The organism is Streptomyces showdoensis (genome assembly GCF_039535475.1).
Classification (GTDB): Bacteria; Actinomycetota; Actinomycetes; order Streptomycetales; family Streptomycetaceae; genus Streptomyces; species Streptomyces showdoensis.
This window is the reverse complement of record NZ_BAAAXG010000026.1, coordinates 3,440,852-3,458,887: the sequence shown is the minus strand read 5'-3', so window position 1 is coordinate 3,458,887 and position 18,036 is coordinate 3,440,852. Positions and strand designations below refer to the sequence as shown.

Here is an 18,036-nt window from a genome sequence, read left to right as displayed (position 1 = left end):
ACCTGCGCACGCGCACAGCTTTCGACGGAAGGGCCCCGGGCCGGCATCGCGCCGGACCGGGGCCCTTCCGGCGTCCGGTCCGGCCCGCGCCCGGCCCGCGTCCGGCTCAGTCCATGGTCCGGCAGCGGCGTCGCCACTCGTGGACCAGGACGACGAGGGCGCCGATCACGCACAGTCCGCCGGCCGCCACCAGGACGAAGCCGAGGGCGGCGCGGCTGCTGCCGGTGGAGGCGAGTTCGGTGCCTCCGTCCGCGCCGCCCGAGGGCGCGGGGGCGGGACCCGTGCTCCCGCTCGGGTCCGGGCTCGTCGGCACGCCGGGCGAGCCCGGTGCGGTCGGGGAGGCGCTCGGGGGAACGGACGGGGTCGGGCTCGGCGAGCCTCCGGGGTCGGCGGTGGGAGTGGGTGACGGCGAAGCGCCGCCGGTCCAGCCCACCGTCGCGTGCGCGAGGAACGGGACCCGGTCTCCGGTCATGAGGGCCAGGGCCTGGCTGCCCTCGCCGACCAGCTTGCGACCGACCGGGACCGGGACGAAGGACATCGCCGAGACGGTCGCGGTGCCCGGCCGCGCACCGGCCGGGGCCTTCACGAACAGCGATTCGCCGTCCCTCGCGGACTGGGCCAGCCTGCCCTCGGCGTCCGAGACCACCTTTCCCCCGCGGTCGGTCAGCGTCACGCCGGCCGCCACGGCCGCGGGGTCGAGAGAGGCGCCGACCTGATCGCCGGTGGTGCCGATCGTGAGCGGACCGAGGACCGACCCGGCCGGCCCGGTCACCGTGCCGGGGTCGAGGACCAGCGAGGGAGCCGGTTCCGTGGCGTCGACGGCGTGTGCCACGAGGTAGTCGGCGAGGGCGGCGCCCGCCGGATCCCAGGGGACCGCCTTGACGTGGTTGGTGAGGCGCCAGATGGCGGCCTGGGTGCCTCCGGCCGCCGCCTTCTTGGACACCGTGCGGCCTATCAGCTTGCCGAGTTCGGCCTCAGAGAGCCACGGGTACCCGTGCTGAAGGACCCAGTCGACCTTCGCCGCGTCCGGGTTGTCCTTCAGCGTGGGCACCTCGGACCGGTCGGCCTGCCGGTATGCGGCGCCCTTCCTCAGGGCGGTGCGGACGTCGAGGCAGTAGGCGAACAGGGTGTCGCCGTCGCGGGTCGTCACCTTGATCAGGCCACCGGGGAGCCCGTCGTCCTCGCCCTCGGGCTCCGTCACGTGCGCGATGTAATCGAACTCGGGGATCGTGTCCTCCGCGACGACCAGAACCCCGTCGTCGCTGTCGCCTGCACCGGTCTCCGCGACCGCCGGCCCGCTCATCAGCAGGCCGCTCGCGAGCGCGCCGATCGCTGCGAGGCTCCTGTGTTTCCGTCTCACTGCGGCTCTTCTCCTCTGTCGGTTCAGGGCTCGGGCCCCTTCGATCCGGCGCGACTGCCCCGGAGGCGTCACCACGGCCCCGACCACGCTAGGAGCGGCCCGAGCCGGATCACGGCCGGAGACGGGGGCACTACCTGCGGACTTCGGCTGCAGCTTCCTGCAGGCCAGGACGCTCCGCCCGTGGCCCGGCCTATGGCCCCATAAGTCCGCCGTATGGGTCGTCCCGCGGCGCGGGGCGCACCGTCCCGCGCCGACGCGCGGGCCGTCCGGGGGTGAACTCCCCCTCCGGGCCCGCGCCTTGGCATCGAACCGGGGCGCCGCGCGCCGTTCCGGGCGGTCCGGGACCACCCGGAACGGCGACGGCGGGGCAGGGGCGTTGGTCCCGCCGGGTACGGGCTTAGGTCCCTGGGAAGGGGCGCCCGGCCTGGTGGACGATCTCCGTTCGGCAGGGCCCGCGCTGTGGGGGCGGGGGGCCCCGCCGCGGGGCAGGGGCACACGCTGTGGGGCGCGCGACCCCTGCCCCTCCGGACGGCTGAACGGGAATGCGGGGCGGACACGGTGGAAGGCAACACTCTCGCGCTGCTCGGGGTGAGCGCGGGCGAGGAGGCGGTCTACCGGGCGACCCTGCGCACCCCGGGGATCGGGATCGCCGAGGTCGCCGTCGCGTGCGGGATCGACCGGGAGAGCGCGGGCAGCGTGCTCGGCCGGCTCCAGGACCTGGGCATGGTGACCACGGCCGACCAGCGGACGTTCAGCGGCGCGGATCCGGTGTCCGTGGTCGACCGGCTGGCGCGGAGCCGGATCCACGGGCTGCAGGGCGAGATCCGGCGGGTCGCCTCCTCACGCCACCTGGTGGAGAGCCTGATCGCGGACCGGCGGACGGGTCGGCGGGGGCAGGTCGTCGAACTGCAGCACGTCGAGGGGCTCGACCAAGTGGCCTCCTGCGTGGACGAGTTGTCGTTCTTCGCCCGCGAGGAGCGGCTCACCACCTACCCGGGCCCCATCCTGGCCGCCGAGTTCGAGACGGTCAGGGCCTCCGACCTGAAGTACCTGCGCCGGGGCCTGCGGATGCGGACCCTCGTGCACGCGGGTGCGCTCGGTGCCCCGGAGGTCGGGCGCTTCGCGTCGGAGCTGACGGAGCGCGGCGCCCAGGTGCGGGGCACGGCCCGGCCGCTCGAACGGATGGTGATCTTCGACCGGCGGACCGCCATGGTCGCCACCGACCCCGAGGACATCACGCGGGGAGCCGTGATCGTCCGCCAGCCGGGGCTCGTGTCACCGCTGCTCGCCCTCTTCGAGTACCGCTGGGCCCGCTCCTCCGGGATCGTGGACGGCCTGCCGAGCGACACCGAGCGCCGCGTCCTGCACACCATGGCGCGGGTGGACAAGGACGAGGCGGGCGCCCGTGAACTCGGCATGTCCCTCCGGACCTACCGGGGCCACGTCGCCGCGCTCCTGCGGCGCCTGGGCACGCCGAACCGCTTCCGGGCCGCGCTGGCGGCCCGGGAACGCAACTGGCTCTGACGGGGCCCCGCCGCTTGCTACGTTCGTCTCTCCTTCGTGTCGCAGCGGAAGAAAGGGGCGGGGAGTGGAGCAGGGCGGGACCCGCAACGTCGTCGACGGCGGGGCGCTGACGGGGCCGGTGGTCCAGGCCGGTTCGATCGGCAGCCTGCACGTCCACGCGCCCGCTCCCCCGCCCGCGCCGGACGCCCCCGCCGATCCCTGGGTGCGCGCCGTCGGCGGCTCCGCCGTGTGGGGGCACGTGGCGGCCGACCGGGACACGCGGGCGCACCGGGAGCTGGCCGGGACGGTGGCGACCCGGCTGGCCGGGATACGGGACGGGTTACGGGCGGACGCCCGCGCACGCGACGGCGAGGACCCCTGGGACGATCCGGGGCTCCCGGCGCGCTTCCTGGAGCAGGTCGAGTGGCTGCTGGGCGAGCCCGGCCAGGGCCCGGACCTCGACCTGTATCCCGCGGAGGCGGCGCTCCTCGCCCTGTTCCCGTTCCTGTACCGGGCGCACTGCCTGCTCCGCGTCGAGCAGCTCGCGGCGGTCCGGCCCTGGTCCCTGGCCCCGGTGGCGGAGCCCTCGGCGGACCGCCGCTCCTTCGAGGTCTTCACGGAGGGGGACCAGGCGCTCGTCCAGCGGGCCCGGCGCGCGCCCGGGGCCGAGCCGGCGGTCGGCTGGTGGCTGTTCCACCGCTGGCTGGCGCAGCAGCGGGAGTTCGCGGGGCCCGATCCCGTACGCCGGCTGCTGGACGAGCTGGGCGAGGCGGCGGAGGGGCTCGGCGAGGCGCTGGCGCCGCGCCGGGTGACGGCCCTGCTGCACGGGCTGCGGCGCGGTCCCGACGTGTGCCACCCGGAGTTCCTCACCCTGTTGTCGACCGACGACCGGGTCCGCTCGGGCCCCGGCCACCAGCGGATCCGGGACCAGCGGCTGGCCCTGCTGCTCGCGCTCGCGCACGGCATGGCGATCGAGATGACGGCGCTGCCCGCGATCGTCGCCGAGCACCTGCCCATCCCGTACCCGGTCGACCTGGACGCGCTGCGCCGCACCCTGGACGGGGCCAACTGGGGCGGCCCGCACGACGTTCCGGTGCTGCGGGCCGAGTGCCGGCACGAGGCCGTGGTGGAGGGGCTGCGGGAGTACGCGGCCCGTGCAGACGAGCTGCTGCACACGGTGCGGCGCACCGCGCGCGACCGGATCACCCAGCCGCTGCCCGAGCTGCCGGCCCGGCTGTCCGGCGACGGCGTGGTGCCGAGCGAGGGCGCCTTCGACGGGTACGCGCGCTTCCGGGGCGACGGGCGCCGGATGCTGGACCTGGCGATGGGCGTGCAGCTCTACAAGTCCCGCGACCTGGCGGTCCGCGAGCTGTACCAGAACGCCCTGGACGCCTGCCGCTACCGGCGGGCCCGCGGCGAGTACCTGGACCGGACGGGCCCGCCCTCCTCGTCCCCGTACCGGGGGCGGATCGCCTTCGCGCAGGGCGTCGACGACGACGGCCGGGAGTACCTGGAGTGCCGGGACGACGGCGTCGGCATGGGGGACGCGGAGCTCCGCGGAGTCTTCTCGCGGGCCGGGTCGCGCTTCGCCGAGCAGCTGGAGTTCACCCTGGAGCGGGCCGACTGGGAGCGGCTCGACCCGCCCGTCACGCTCTACCCCAACAGCCGCTTCGGCATCGGCGTGCTCAGCTACTTCATGCTCGCCGACGACATCCGGGTCACGACCTGCCGGATGGGCCGCGACGGCGTTCCCGGGCCGGTGTACGAGGTGTCGGTGTGCGGGCCCGGGCACCTGTTCCGGATCGTCGAGCGCGCGGCGCGCGGCCGGGAGCCGGGCACCACGGTGCGGCTGTACCTGCGGCCGGGGACGCTGGAGGAGGGCTGGTCCTGCGTCGACGTGCTGGAACGGGTGCTGGGGATCGCGGAGTTCGCGACGACGGCGGAGCACGGCGGGGTGGTGAGCGAGTGGGTGCCGGGGGTGTTGCGGACGCGGACGCAGGCCTACGGGGAGACCGAGCCCGCCCTCAACGCGCACGGCTCGCTCGTCCCCTGGGCCGAGGCCCCGGAGGGCGTGCACGTGGTCTGGTGCGAGCGCGGCGGCGCGCTCCTGGTGGACGGACTCCTCGTCGCACCGAAGGTGCGCTCGACGGGGGTCTTCGGCGCGAAGGGCTCCGGCCTGACCGGCGCCGTGGTGAACCTCAGCGGGCCCTGGTCGCCGGGGAGCCTGTCGGTGGACCGGCAGCATGTCGTCGACGACGTGGCACCCGTCGTGGGCGACCTGTTGCGGCGGGCGGCGGGGATCCTCGCCGACGTGGACGTGGACGCCCTCACGGATGCGGACGCGCCCGCGGATGCGGATGCGGGCGAAGGCGTGCCCGGGTTCGAGTGGGTCTGCCGGGTGGCCGCGGAGAGTCCCGTCCTCGCCGACATCGCGACCTCGGCACTGGCCGCGCGCGGGCGGGACCTGGTGTTCAAGGGCTTGTCCTTCGGAACCGCGACGGCCGGGTTCCTGCCGATGGACTTCTCCCTTCTGCCGAGGTCCCGCGGCGGCAGCGGGTACTCCTCGGCCCGCTGGGCGAAGGACGGGGAGGACGTGCCCGACCATGTCTACCTGTGGCGGCTGCTCGCCAGGCGGCACCCGGCGCTGGACGACCTGGCGGAGCTGTGCCCCGAGATCGGCGACGTGGGACCGGTCCTGCGGGCCGTGCCTTCCGACCAGTGGCTCCTCGGTTCCTCCGCACGCAGGCTGGGCGGCATCCCCGACGCGGCCCGCTTCCTCGCGTCCACCTCCCGTGAGATCGCGGAGCGGGTGGCCGGGCTCGGGTTCCCCGACGCGGACCCCCTGCACTGGGAGCCCGACGCCCGGCTCACCGCGGCGAACGCCCGGGCCTTCGGAGAGGGCGCCGCGTACCCCCTCACACGACGCAGCCGGGTCACCGCGAACGTCCTCCACGACGCCGCCGCCCGCATGCGAGCGGACGTGGCGGCGACCGCGGCACATCTGCGCGGCTTCGGGCTGACCGTGCCCGAGCACGTCGAGCGCCAGGCCGCCGCGTCGGACGACCTGCTCGTCGAAAGACCGATGTCCGACGAGGCCGGCCTCCTCGACTCCGACACGGCCGTCCCGCCGGGACACATCGCCCGGGTCGCCGTCGCGTCGGACCTGTCCGTCGCCGAGGTGTGCCGTCGGCTCACGGCGTACGGTCTGGCCGTCGATCCCGGTGGCCTCCCCCCGCGCCCTTCGGCGGAGGACCTGATGCTGCTGAGCGAACGGGGAACCGGTCGTGCTCCCTGGCTCGACCGGGCGAGGGTGACGCCTCCCGGACACGCGGTTCGCGCGGCGGCCCGGCTGGGGCTGCCGTTGGCCGCGGTGCTCGCGCGGCTCACCCGGCTCGGCTTCACGGTTCCCCGCGCGTTTCCCGCGGACGCCGGACCCGAGGACGTGCCCCTGCTCACGGACGAGTTCGAGCGGGAGCTCCTGGTCCCGGCCGAACCGCCCCTGTACACCGTCGTGCTCGACGGGCCGGACGACCTGCCCGAGCTGCGCCGCAAGGTCGCCCGACTGCGGTCCTACGGCTTCGACGTCGCCCTCGACGTGCCCGCGCGGCCCACCGCGCTCGACCGCGAGATCCTGCGCCCCTTCGGTCCCTTCAACTGGTGGACCTCCTCGAACGCGCCCGTGCCCTTCACGCACGTCGTGATGGCCGCGAGCCTCCTCGCGACGAGTCCGCGGGACATCGCGAAGCGGCTGCGCGCCTGCGGGATCACGCCCTCGCACGACGACCTGCCGCCCGGGCTGTCGTTCGGCGAGGCCACGGAGCTGCTCAGGCTCGACGACCTGCAGGACGGCGAGGTGCCCGAGGTGCAGGACTTCAGCCTCCAGTACCTCCACCGCGTCGCCCTCCGCCGCCGCACCTCCCTCACCGAGGTCGTCGGCCTCGTCCGCGGCCTCGGTGTCCCCCTCCCCGACCCCGCCGACACGATCCGCGCCGCCCTCGCCCGTGTCCCCCGTGCGACGGGAATGCGAAGAGGTGACGAATTCCCGCCCCTACCCGCCGGTAGATGACTCGCTCTCCGTGACGGATCGATAGCGTGTCGTCGTCGCTGCCGCCACACCCGGAGCACTGGGCTCCGCTGGGACTAGTAGGCGCGATGAGGATTCAGAACGTGACTCAGGCGGCTATCGCCCCTGCAGAGACGCTCCAACTCCAGCCGTACACCGACCATTGCCGCGTCATCGCAGACGAGGGCGCGCACGTGGTCATCGGCGTCTCCCCGGGGAACAGCTACTTCACGGCCCAGCGATTGCGCGATCTGGCGCGCTGGGGGCTCGCACATTTCGAGACGGTCGACTTCGTCTACACCGATCTGCATGTCGCCGACATGTACGAGGCGCTCGGGTACGGGGCCGACGAGGCGCGGCGGAAGGCCGTGAAGAACCTGCGGGGGGTGCGGGCGAAGGTGCACGCGGCGGTGGCCGAGGAGGATCCTTCGGGGCTGCGGCTGCGGGCCCGGGGGATGTCGGAGTTCACCGGGGTGCCCGCGTACCGGGCGCTGCACGTGGAGACCGTGGCGGCCGTGGCCGGGGATGCGGTGGTGCGCCGGACCTGTGACGCGCTGGCCGGGATCTTCCTGGCCGGGAAGCTGACGCCCGGGCAGGAGATCACCGACCGGCAGCGGGAGGTGTGCCGGGAGTACATCTGCGCCGAGGTGCCGCTGTTCCTGGACACGCCCGCGATCCTCGGGGTGCCCTCCTCGCTGAACGTCTACCACCAGGCCCTGCCGCTCGCGGACCTGCTGTACGCCCGGGGGTCCGGGCTGCGGGCCTCGCGCAACCAGGGGCACGGCATCCTCACGCCCGCCGCGCACACCGGAGAAGAAGGAGGGCCGCGATGACGGCCACCACGGTCGATACCCTGCCCGCCTTCCCCTTCGACTGGAACGGCACCCGGCTGCCCGAGGAGGTGGAGCGGCTGCGGACGGAGCCGGTGCGCAAGGTGCGGACCCTCGCCGGGGCCGAGGCCTGGCTGGTGTCCTCGTACGGGCTGTGCCGGCAGGTGCTGGAGGACCCGCGGTTCAGCCTGAAGGACACCTCCGCGCCGGGGGCGCCGCGGCAGTACGCGCTGACCATCCCGCCGCACGTCGTGAACAACATGGGCAACATCACCGGGGCGGGGCTGCGCAAGGCGGTGATGAGGGCGATCAACCCGAAGGCGCCCGGTCTGGAGGAGTGGCTGCGGGCGCGGGCCGGTTCGCTGCTGGACGCGATGGTCGGCGAGGGGGCTCCCGGGGAGCTGCGCGGCGGCTTCGCCGATCCGTACTCGGCGGGGCTGCACTGCCGGATGCTCGGCATCCCCGAGGAGGACGGGCCGCGGCTGCTGCGCAGCCTGGACGTGGCCTTCATGAACGCGCCGCGCGAGATCGAGGCCGCGGGGCTCCACTGGGACCGCGACATGGCGTACATGGTGGAGCGGCTCGACGACCCGGCGACCGGCGGGCTGATGGCCGAACTGGCGGCGCTGCGGGACGATCCCGCGTACGCGCACCTGACGGACGAGATGCTCGCGACCGTCGGCGTGACGCTGTTCGGGGCCGGGGTGATCTCCACGGCCGGGTTCCTGACGATGGCGCTCGTGTCGGTGCTGACCCGGCCGGACGTGCGGGAGGCGCTGGCCTCCGGCGGGGTCGCCGGGGCGATGGACGAGCTGCTGCGGGTGAACCTGTCGATCGGCGACGGGCTGCCGCGGCTGGCGCTGGAGGACGTGCGGCTGGGTGACGTGCTGGTGCGCAAGGGCGAGCTGGCGCTGGTGCTCGTGGAGGCGGCCAACCACGACCCGGAGCACTTCGCCGACCCGCTGGTCTTCCGGCCCGGCCGGGAGAACGCGGCCGACCACCTCTCCTTCGGCGGGGGGCCGGCACTACTGCCCGGCGACCGCGCTCGGGAAGCGGCACGCGGAGATCGCCCTGGAGACCGTGCTGGAACGGCTGCCGGGGCTGCGGCTCGCGGTGCCGGCCGAACAGCTGGTGTGGCGCACCAACTTCATGAAGCGGCTGCCGGAGCGGCTGCCCGTGGCCTGGTAGGACGCGCCCCGGGCGTACGGGAGGGCGCCGCCCGGCACCGGGTGTGCCGGGCGGCGCCCTCCGGGGTCAGCGGCCGTAGCGGATCAGGGCGCGCACCATGTGGCAGGTGGTGTCGGAGGGCGGGTGGATGCCGAGCTGGACGGCGGTCGTGCGTATCTTCGCGTTGGTGGCCCGCGAGGGGATGTAGACCCCCGCGTCGAGCAGGGCGATCGCGAGGCGCATGGCCTTCAGTCGGCGGTTGTGGGTGACGTACCACTCGCGGGGGTGGCCCGCGGGCAGCGGCTGCTTCTGGAGCGGCTTCCAGGGTTCGAGGGACGGTGTCCGGATCACGGCGAGAGCCATGCGCGACCTCCTGGCGAACGGTGGGCGAGGGCCCTCCCCGGGACCCTCGCTCTCACCCCCCATTTTAGTCGCCCCCACTGACAATCGCCCCTGGTCGGACGGGCTTTGGCGGTGCTTTGGCGGTACGTTGGGGGGCATGGAGATCTGGATCAATCCCGCCTGCTCGAAGTGCCGGAGCGCGCTCACCCTGCTGGACGCCGAGGGCGCCGACTACACCGTGCGGCGCTACCTGGAGGACGTGCCGAGCCCGGACGAGATCCGGGCCGTGCTCGGGCGGCTCGGCCTGGAGCCGTGGGACATCACGCGCACGCAGGAGGCCGCCGCGAAGGAGCTCGGGCTCAGGGACTGGCCGCGGGACGAGGCGGGCCGGGACCGCTGGGTCGAGGCGCTGGCCGCGCACCCGAAGCTGATCCAGCGGCCCATCATCACGGCGGAGGACGGCACCGCCGTCGTCGCCCGCTCCGAGGAGGCCGTGCGGGACGCGCTGTCCCGCTGACCCCCCCGGCCGGGTCAGGCGGACGCCGCCTCGGCCTCCGCCAGGATCTCGGTGAGCCGCGCCCCGAAACGCACGTCGCAGGGGTGCGGCTCTCCGCTGCGGACCGCCTCCAGGAGGGCGTCCACCGCGCCTCCGAAGGCGTCCAGGGCGCCGTCCCAGCCCGGCATCGTCACCCGCCCCCGCTCCCCGTACAGCGAGAGCGCGGCCTCGGCGGCCCCGGGCGGGGCGCTGAGGGTGAGGGTCGCGGTGCTGCTCGCGCCCGAGGTGTGGCGCAGCACCAGGTGCCGGGTGTCGGCGGGCCCCCGGGCGCAGGTCACCGAGGTGACGTCGCCGAGGACGGGCAGGTAGACGGAGAGGACGTGCGGGCCGACGTCCCACAGGCCGCCCTTGTCGCGCCGCCACGGCGAGGCCGCGTACGCGCTCTCGGAGCCCGGTGCGAAGAGGGAGCCCAGCCAGTGCGCCTCGCCGAGGAACCAGCCGCCCGCCGCCGTCTGTTCGCCGATCCAGCGGGCGGTGGGCTCCGCGAAGCGGAGGGTGCAGAAGACCACGGACGCGACCCCGGCCGCGGTCACCGCCGCCGCCAGGTCCCGGGCCGTGCCGACCGAGGTCGCCACCGGCTTGTCGAGGATCACGTGGCAGCCGGCGGCCGCCGCGCGGGCCGCGAGCGGGGCCTGGACGTCCGGCGGCAGCGCGAGGGCGACGGCGTCGCTCGCCTCGAAGAGGGCGTCGACCCCCGCGAAGGCCCGGGTCCCGAACCCGGCGGCGAGCGCCGCCGCGGCCTCGGGGCGCCTGCCCCACACCCCGCTGAACTCCACGCCCGGATGCGCCGCGAGGGCGGGCGCGTGCGTGCGCTCGGCCCAGGGGCCGGTGCCGAGCAGACCGATACGGGGCTTCGCGCCGGGGATCTTCGTCATGCCCACCAGTCTGCCGCCCCGCTCGGACATCCGGCCCCGGGGAGGTCCCGGAAGCCTCCCCGGCCCCGTAATCCGGTGGCCCCGCTCCCCTCCCCCGGTGCTAGCGTCTCCTCGCCGGCCGCGGGACTCCGGTGCGACTTCCGGGACCTGCCTCTGAAGCAACGTATTCGCTGTTCGCACCCCCATTCCCCGGCCGGCGCCCTTCGCCGCCGGAGCCCGAGGAGCCCCCGGATGTCCGACCTCGTCGCCGCCGAGGACGTGCTCCTCTTCGTCAACGCGGCCCTCACGGCCACCGGCCAGCGCGAGTTCCGCGCGACGGCCGACGAGCAGCGGCTCTCGCTGGCCTTCCTGCACGAGTACGTGTGCGTCAACTACCGGCCGCTGTACGCCGCCGCCCTGGCGCTCGACGTCAACGACCACAACGCGGCCCTGATCGCCGAGCGGCTGCTGCGCACGCCCCGGGAGGCCGGGCCCGGCGAGGGGCGGCTGATCGCCGCGCGGCTCGCCGTGATGCCGCCGCAGCGCGTGTACCGGCTGTTCGGCGCCCTGCGGGCCGCCGGGGTCAACAACCGGCGCACCCGGGCGATCGTGCGCGACTGGCTGGCCGGACGCGCCGACCTCGGGCACGACGCCGTGAAGTACCGCCCGGGTCTGAAGGCCGCCGCCCGGCACGCGCACCTGCCGCTGCCCGGGAGCGGCGGGCAGGCGGCGGAGGCCGGGACGACCGGGGAGGTAGGGGACTTCCTCTTCGCGCCGGGCCGCAGGACCCGTTACGCGCACCCCGCGCTGGAGGCCTTCCGCCGGGCGCACCACGAGCAGGGGGCGCTGTACGAGCTGCCGTTCACGGTCGCCGAGGGGTTCGCCGCGCGGCACGGGGTGGCCCGCGAGGTGTTCCTGGAGCGGATCGCGCCGCGGATGACCCGGCTGGAGCGGCTGCGGACCCGCCCGGGGGCGACGGACCTCGGTGTGATGCCGCTGACCCGGCTCGCGCTGTACGTGCTGTCCCTCCCCTTCGGGGAGAGGGCGGCGCGCCGTGCCGAGCTGACCGGGGCGCTGCGGGCGGCCGCGCGGCGGGTGGCGGGGCCGTACGCGGGGAGCTGGGGGCGGGTGGCGGCCGTGCTCGACGACAGCTTCTCGTCCTCCGGCTCGGCGGTGAAGCGGCGGCGCCCGCTGGCGGTCGCCCTCGGCTGCCACTTCCTGCTGGAGGCGCTGGCCGCGCCGGGCGGGTACGCGGCGCACTGGACCTCGGGCGGCGGTGATCCGCTGCTGGTGCGTCCGTGGGGGCCGACGCCCCTGGGGATGCGGATCCTCGACGCCCTGGAGAGCGCCCCGGAGGGCGCCCCGGAGCGGCTGGTGATCGTCTCGGACGGCTGGGACAACGCACCGCCCGGGCTCGCCGGCGAGGTGCTGCGGGTGTGGCGGGAGCGGCTCGATCCGGAGCACCGGACGAGCGTGGTGCACGTGAACCCCGTATACGACGCGGAGGTCTTCGACGTGCGCCGGCTCGCCCCGGAGGTGCCGACGGCCGGGATCCGGGACGCGGAGGATCTGCCGGCGCTCGTGGAGATCGCGCGGTTCGCGGAGGGGCGCGAGAGGCTCGCCGCCCTGCGCGCCTATCTGGACCGGCGGGTGGAGCTGTTCCTCGGGGAGGGGGTCCGGTGACGCGGATCGATCTGACGGGCCTGGAGGTCCGGCCCGCCCAGGTGTGGGGCGGGGTGCGGCTCGTGCCGCTGGTGCGGGCGGAGCCGGTCGCGGGCCTGCGGCTGCACCGCAAGGTGTACGCGGGCGGCCCGGGCCCCGCCACGGTCGAGGTCGGCGACGGCACGGCGTACTCCTCGTACGTCCCGCACGGCTTCGTCGCCGACTGGTCGGATGCGGGTGCGGAGGCCGCCGCCTACGGGACCCGGCTCGGCGAGGAGCCGCCGGCGGCCGTGCCGGTGCGGCGGCCGGCCCGGCGCCGCCGGGGCGAGCGGCGGCTGCGGTTCCTGCCGCTGCACCTCGCCCTGGAGGGCTATCTGGCGCTCCACTTCGGCGGGCCGTCCGTCGCCTGGGAGGAGTGGTCCGCGGAGGCGGTGCGCCGGGGTCTGTCGCCGCGCGCGGAGGCCGCGTACGCCGGGTGGCGGGTGCCGGGCCTCGAGGACGCGCTGCGGGTCTTCGAGATCCATCCGGGGCAGTGCGGGACGATGCTGTACGTGGCGGACGCGCTCGCCGCCGCCTTCGTCGTGCCGCATCCCGAGGACTACCGGGTGCTGCATCCGACCCTGGTGGAGGACCTGTTCGGGGAGCTGGTGCACCAGTACGCGCTCTACGGGGCGCCGGTCGCGGACTTCACCGCCTCCCTGGAGAGCGCCGCCGTCCGTTCGCTCGCCCAGCTGCGCGCCGCCGCGCGGGCGCAGGAGCGGGCCTGGGCGGAGGCCCACGACGGCCTGATGGCGCGGGACCTGCTGGAGACCCCGTACGCCTTCGAGCAGGTCCACCGGATGGGGGACTTCCGGCTCTTCCGCTTCCTGCCGCCGTTCCTGCGGTCCGGGCGGGAACAGCACATCGGCGAGCTGATCAGCGACCACCGGGGGCGGACGGCGTACCTGAAGACCTTCCGGCTGTCGGAGGCCCAGATCCGGCGGGGTCACCTGCTGCGCCGGCTCGCGGACTGCGACTGGCACCTGGGGCGGACCGCGGAGGCGCTGGGGACCTCGTACGCCGAGCTGGTGGAGCGGATCCGGCGGGCCGGGTTCGGGGCGCTGCTGAACGCGCACGTCGTCGCACGGCGGCTGCGGGATACGGAGGAAGGCTGAGTAACACGGGGTTCACAATCGGGCAACCATCGGGAAATCCGATATTGCGAAGCTGCGCGCAGACACCGCCACCGCAGCTCTCGCAGCGTCGCGAGCGTAGCGAAGCCCGGTGCCCCGAAGCACCCGCAGCGCACGCCAAAGGATGAGGCCCGTGACCTTCAAGGCTGAGTACATCTGGATCGACGGCACCGAGCCGACCGCCAAGCTCCGCTCGAAGACGAAGATCATGCCCGGCACGGGTGCGGCCCTCGAAGAGCTGCCGATCTGGGGCTTCGACGGCTCCAGCACCAACCAGGCCAAGGGACACGCCTCGGACCGCGTCCTCAAGCCGGTCTTCTCCTGCCCGGACCCGATCCGCGGCGGCGACGACGTGCTGGTGCTGTGCGAGGTGCTCAACACGGACATGACGCCGCACGAGTCCAACACGCGTGCCGCGCTGGCCGAGGTGTACGCGAAGTACGCGGCCCAGGAGCCGATCTTCGGCATCGAGCAGGAGTACACCTTCTTCGACGGCGAGCGCCCGCTCGGCTTCCCGGTCGGCGGCTTCCCGGCCCCGCAGGGCGGCTACTACTGCGGCGTCGGCGCGGACGAGATCTTCGGCCGTGACATCGTCGAGGCGCACCTGGAGAACTGCCTGACGGCGGGCCTGGGCATCTCCGGCATCAACGCCGAGGTCATGCCCGGCCAGTGGGAGTTCCAGGTCGGCCCGCTGGCGCCGCTGGAGGTCGCCGACCAGCTGTGGGTGGCCCGCTGGCTGCTCTACCGCACGGCCGAGGACTTCAAGGTCTCCGCGACGCTGGACCCGAAGCCGGTGAAGGGCGACTGGAACGGCGCCGGCGCGCACACCAACTTCTCCACGAAGGCGATGCGCGAGGGCTACGACGCGATCATCACCGCGTGCGAGTCGCTGGGCGAGGGCTCGAAGCCGCTCGACCACGTCAAGAACTACGGCGCGGGCATCGACGACCGCCTGACCGGTCTGCACGAGACCGCCCCGTGGGACCAGTACTCCTACGGCGTCTCCGACCGCGGCGCCTCGGTCCGCATCCCGTGGCAGGTCGAGCAGGACGGCAAGGGCTACATCGAGGACCGCCGCCCGAACGCCAACGTGGACCCGTACCTGGTGACCCGCCTCATCGTGGACACCTGCTGCGAGGCCCTGGAGCGGGCCGGCCAGGTCTGATCCGCCCGCTGGGACGCGCACCCGGAAGGGGCGCCCGCCGTTCCGTACGGTGGGCGCCCCTTCCGGCATGTGGGAAACGCATGTGGGCAGCGCGACACGGGTTTTGGCCGACCGAGGGCTGCCCACCGCACTTCCCTCCTGGTTTAATAGGGATATGGTCAGCATCGAGAACGACACCGCGAAGGGTCGCCACGACCTCGAGCCGTTCTGGCCTTCCCGTCAGCACCATGACTTCGACCGGTGCTGTCGACGCGTGAGGAACGCGTCGGCCCTCTAAAGCCCCGACCGGTAGGTACCGGTCCTCCGGCCTTCGGCCGACGCGCAATGACGTACGACGCCTGTCCGTCCGTAACTCGCGCGAAAGAGTTGAGCTTTCATGGCCCATACCCAGGCTGCCGCCACCCTCACCCCCCTCCGCCCCCGCGTGGACCGTGCCGACCGGCACCGGCTGCGCGCCGTCGACCCCGACGAGGTCGCCGGCCTCGCGCAGGTCGCGGACTTCCTGCCGCCGGGCGCCACCCTGCTGCCCGCGCCCCAGCACGCCCTGCCCACGCTGCCCGGCCGGCCGCCGATGGTCGGCTACCTGGTGCTGCTGCCGGCCGACCAGCAGCCGCCCGCCCCGGTGGCGGCGGCGCCGGCCGGCGAGCAGGGGCCCGTGGCCATCGACGGCGTCCAGCGGGTCGCCGTCGTGGACGGCCGGGCGCTGGACCTGACGTATCTGGAGTTCGAACTGCTCGCCCATCTCGTGGCCCACCCGCACCGGGTGCACACCCGTGACCAGCTGGTCACGACGGTGTGGGGGTACGGGCACGTCGGCGACGGCCGGACCGTGGACGTCCACGTGGCCCGGCTGCGCCGCAAGCTGGGCGCCGAGCACCGCCACACGATCCAGACCGTGCGGCGGGTCGGCTACAAGTACACCCCCTGATCAGGCCGTTCCGGCGGGGTCCGGGCCGCGCCCGGCCCGGACCTTCGCCACGAACCCGGCCGTCACGTCCACGGCCAGGAACAGCAGCAGGCTGAGGCCGAGCATCGGCACGAACCAGCCCACCAGGGCGGTCCCCGCGAGCAGCGGCAGCAGCGTCGTCACCGGGGCCTTGCGCCAGGCGCCGCGGGCGACCGGGCGGCCCGGGCGGCGCAGCCACCACATGCGGTAGCCCCACACGACCAGCAGGACGAGCGCGAGCCCGAGGGCGGCGAGCGCCAGCTGGTTGAACAGGCCGAGGAAGACGCCCATGTGGGCGTCGATGCCGATCCGGGTGAGCTTGGCCAGAAGCGGGTAGTCGGCGAAGCGGAGCTCGTCGAGGACGGTCCCGTCGGCCGGGTTCACGGCCACCGAGTCCAGCTCGACCGGGAACTGCTTGTCCGTCTCCTTGACCACGTAGCCGGCGCCCTCCGCGGGCAGCACGACGGAGATCGAGGAGCTGTCGATCCCGGCCGCGCGGGCCGCCTCGACGGCCTTGTCGATGCCGATGTCGGTGCCCTTCGGGGCGGCGGGTGCCGGCTGGTGGCCGGCGCCGTGGCCCGCGTGCTCGCCGCCGCCCGCCGCGCCGCCGGGGGTGACGGCCGCGGACAGCGCCGGGGTCGCCCCGCCGAGCCGGTCCTGGACGGAGCCGATGTTCTCGCCCGCGTACCGCGACCAGGTCAGACCGGTCGCGGAGAGCGCGACCAGACCGGCCACCGTCCACAGGCCGACCGTGCCGTGCCAGGAGAGGGTGCGGCGGCGCGACTTCGGGCCGCGCTCGGGCAGGAAGAGCGCCCGCCGGTTCTTGCGGCGTCGGCCGATCCACAGCAGCAGGCCGCCGAGCGCGACCACCCACAGCCAGCTGGCGGCCAGCTCGCTGTAGTTGCGGCCGAGCTCGCCGAGGTGCAGGTCCACGTGGAGCCCGGAGATCCAGGTGCGCAGCGGGAGCGCGCCGGAGCTGCCGTAGCTGGGCAGCTGCCCGCGTATCTCGCCGGTGTACGGGTCGACGAAGACGCCCATCGAGGTGCCCTCGGGGGCCTCGGGGTCGGCCATCAGGACCCGGGTGGTGGCACCGGGCTCGGCGCCGGGCCACACGGCCGTGACGGTGCCGTCGGGGTTGGCCGCGCGGGCCAGCTCGACCTGGCGGGAGAGCGGCAGCGCCGTGGCGTCGGCCGGGACGGGGACCTCGAGCTCGTGCGCGTACACGAGCTTCTCGGCCGGGACGGACACCGCGTAGAGCAGTCCGCTGACGGCGGCGAGGAGGAGGAAGGGGGCGACGAGGACGCCCGCGTAGAAGTGCAGGCGCAGCACGAGCGGGCGCAGGGCCGCCCAGCCGCCCGGTCTGGCGGCGGGTTCGGGGGTGCGGGCCTCGGGGGTTTCCGGGCGCGCGAGGTCGTCGACGGTCATGACGTTCCTAGGGAAGTGTGTCGGCATGGGGGAGCGACCCCCGGGCCGAACACGTCAGACGCGTGCTCCGAGGGCCGTGGCGCGGAAAGCGGCCGGGGCGGGCGGGCCGCGCCGGGAGACCGCGTGCGCGAGGACGACACCGCGCAGCCTGCGGGTGTACGGGGCGGTGCGCACGGGCCGGAGGACCGGTGGTGCGGGGGCGAGGACGCGTACGGCGGCGAGCGCGAGGCGCAGCGGCGTGAACGCGGACGCGGCGACGGCGCGGGCCAGGCGGAACAGCGCGGCCTCGCCGCGGGCGAGCCAGAGCCCGCAGGCCAGGGCGGCGAGCAGGTGCGCGGCGAGCATGCCGAGACCGGAGCCGGAGCCCATGGTCATGGTGTGCGCCATGGAACCCATGTGCTCCATGGCGGCCATGGGGTCGCCGGATGCCAGGGAGTCCAGGGAGTCCGTCGAACCCATCGAGCTCATCGACTTCATGGAGTCCATGGAACCCATCGAGTCCATCGAGCCCATCGAGCCCATCGAGCCCAGGGAACCGAGGGGGTCCGTCGGACCCGTCGGGTCCATGGAGCCCGCACCGGCCGGGTCCGCCGTGCCGGCATGGCCGGCCGGGGGCCCGTGCGTCGGCCCGTGCTCCCCCGCCCCGAAGATCAGGTGCAGCGCCCCCTGCACGGCCGTCAGGCCGGACGCGATGGCGAGCACGCCCCGGCGGCGGCCGGCGGCGGACCAGGCGAGGACGGCCGTCACGGCGAAGGCCAGGAGGAGGGAGCGCGGCGGGATGGCATGGGCAGACATGGACGAATGCCCCACCGCCGCCAAAGTGACGCACACCGCCGCGAAGAGTGCGGCACGGAGGGCGCGCAGCGGCGACCTGGTGTGCGTCATGGTCCGGTCATGCTGTCATCCCCGCACCCGGTACGGCAGACCGCCCCCGGCACCCATCGGCTACGGTGAGCGGGAAACTGCTTTTGTACCGGTTTCGGAGGAGTCG

General features: G+C 74.6%; 13 protein-coding genes and 1 pseudogene. 9 read left to right on the top strand and 5 right to left on the bottom strand.

Annotation, left to right across the window (positions count from 1 at the left end; genetic code table 11):
- Positions 1-106 precede the first annotated feature (106 nt).
- Complete coding sequence (locus ABD981_RS28850) at positions 107-1,360, bottom strand: thioester domain-containing protein (protein WP_046909918.1); 1,254 nt, start codon at positions 1,358-1,360, stop codon at positions 107-109.
- A gap of 558 nt (positions 1,361-1,918) precedes the next feature.
- Here ABD981_RS28850 and ABD981_RS28845 point away from each other — a divergent pair.
- The 4 genes and pseudogenes from ABD981_RS28845 to ABD981_RS28830 form a co-directional block, all read left to right on the top strand.
- A complete protein-coding gene (locus ABD981_RS28845) occupies positions 1,919-2,884 on the top strand; it encodes a hypothetical protein (protein WP_046909917.1) in 966 nt (321 codons plus the stop codon).
- Between the two features lie 64 nt (positions 2,885-2,948).
- On the top strand, positions 2,949-6,929 hold the full coding sequence (locus ABD981_RS28840) for a wHTH domain-containing protein (protein WP_123954844.1): 3,981 nt from the start codon (positions 2,949-2,951) through the stop codon (positions 6,927-6,929).
- Positions 6,930-7,030: 101 nt separating this feature from the next.
- Positions 7,031-7,759 (top strand): cyclodityrosine synthase, encoded by a 729-nt coding sequence (locus ABD981_RS28835; protein WP_123954847.1) that lies wholly within the window; start codon positions 7,031-7,033, stop codon positions 7,757-7,759.
- Positions 7,756-8,679: pseudogene (locus tag ABD981_RS28830) on the top strand (cytochrome P450 family protein); the annotation flags it as partial. The gene ABD981_RS28835 and the pseudogene ABD981_RS28830, both read left to right, overlap by 4 nt.
- A gap of 331 nt (positions 8,680-9,010) precedes the next feature.
- On the opposite strand, the gene ABD981_RS28825 reads toward ABD981_RS28830, so the two are convergent.
- On the bottom strand, positions 9,011-9,286 hold the full coding sequence (locus ABD981_RS28825) for a hypothetical protein (protein ID WP_046909914.1): 276 nt from the start codon (positions 9,284-9,286) through the stop codon (positions 9,011-9,013).
- Positions 9,287-9,422: 136 nt separating this feature from the next.
- Here ABD981_RS28825 and ABD981_RS28820 point away from each other — a divergent pair, with 136 nt between their 5' ends.
- Positions 9,423-9,782, top strand: a complete 360-nt coding sequence (locus ABD981_RS28820) for an arsenate reductase family protein (protein WP_046909913.1) — start codon at positions 9,423-9,425, stop codon at positions 9,780-9,782.
- Between the two features lie 14 nt (positions 9,783-9,796).
- Here ABD981_RS28820 and ABD981_RS28815 read toward each other — a convergent pair whose 3' ends face one another.
- Positions 9,797-10,696: a Gfo/Idh/MocA family protein gene (locus ABD981_RS28815; RefSeq protein WP_046909942.1), complete on the bottom strand. Its 900-nt coding sequence runs from the start codon at positions 10,694-10,696 to the stop codon at positions 9,797-9,799.
- 231 nt (positions 10,697-10,927) lie between these two features.
- Here ABD981_RS28815 and ABD981_RS28810 point away from each other — a divergent pair, with 231 nt between their 5' ends.
- The 4 genes from ABD981_RS28810 (at position 10,928) to ABD981_RS28795 (ending at position 15,602) form a co-directional block, all read left to right on the top strand.
- Positions 10,928-12,358, top strand: coding sequence for a hypothetical protein (locus ABD981_RS28810; RefSeq protein WP_046909912.1), 1,431 nt, complete (start codon positions 10,928-10,930; stop codon positions 12,356-12,358).
- Positions 12,355-13,491 carry an ARPP-2 domain-containing protein gene (locus ABD981_RS28805; RefSeq protein ID WP_046909911.1) on the top strand — a complete coding sequence of 379 codons (1,137 nt, stop codon included), beginning with the start codon at positions 12,355-12,357 and terminating at the stop codon, positions 13,489-13,491. Before ABD981_RS28810 ends, ABD981_RS28805 begins: the two co-directional genes overlap by 4 nt.
- Before the next feature lie 151 nt (positions 13,492-13,642).
- Positions 13,643-14,674 (top strand): glutamine synthetase, encoded by a 1,032-nt coding sequence (gene glnII, locus ABD981_RS28800; RefSeq protein ID WP_046909910.1) that lies wholly within the window; start codon positions 13,643-13,645, stop codon positions 14,672-14,674.
- A 376-nt stretch (positions 14,675-15,050) separates the two neighbouring features.
- A complete protein-coding gene (locus ABD981_RS28795) occupies positions 15,051-15,602 on the top strand; it encodes a winged helix-turn-helix domain-containing protein (protein ID WP_046909909.1) in 552 nt (183 codons plus the stop codon).
- On the opposite strand, the gene ABD981_RS28790 is transcribed toward ABD981_RS28795, so the two are convergent.
- Complete coding sequence (locus ABD981_RS28790; RefSeq protein WP_046909908.1) at positions 15,603-17,045, bottom strand: PepSY-associated TM helix domain-containing protein; 1,443 nt, start codon at positions 17,043-17,045, stop codon at positions 15,603-15,605. It abuts the gene before it with no gap.
- 54 nt (positions 17,046-17,099) lie between these two features.
- Positions 17,100-17,840, bottom strand: coding sequence for a hypothetical protein (locus ABD981_RS28785; protein ID WP_240495357.1), 741 nt, complete (start codon positions 17,838-17,840; stop codon positions 17,100-17,102).
- Between the last annotated feature and the right edge of the window lie 196 nt (positions 17,841-18,036).

Bases quoted from the DNA above. Each gene is read 5' to 3' on its own strand.
- ABD981_RS28825 (WP_046909914.1), bottom strand. From the start codon at position 9,286: ATGGCTCTCGCCGTGATCCGGACACCGTCCCTCGAACCCTGGAAGCCG.
- ABD981_RS28820 (WP_046909913.1), top strand. From the start codon at position 9,423: ATGGAGATCTGGATCAATCCCGCCTGCTCGAAGTGCCGGAGCGCGCTC.
- ABD981_RS28815 (WP_046909942.1), bottom strand. From the start codon at position 10,696: ATGACGAAGATCCCCGGCGCGAAGCCCCGTATCGGTCTGCTCGGCACC.
- ABD981_RS28810 (WP_046909912.1), top strand. From the start codon at position 10,928: ATGTCCGACCTCGTCGCCGCCGAGGACGTGCTCCTCTTCGTCAACGCG.
- ABD981_RS28795 (WP_046909909.1), top strand. From the start codon at position 15,051: ATGGCCCATACCCAGGCTGCCGCCACCCTCACCCCCCTCCGCCCCCGC.
- ABD981_RS28790 (WP_046909908.1), bottom strand. From the start codon at position 17,045: ATGACCGTCGACGACCTCGCGCGCCCGGAAACCCCCGAGGCCCGCACC.
- ABD981_RS28785 (WP_240495357.1), bottom strand. From the start codon at position 17,840: ATGTCTGCCCATGCCATCCCGCCGCGCTCCCTCCTCCTGGCCTTCGCC.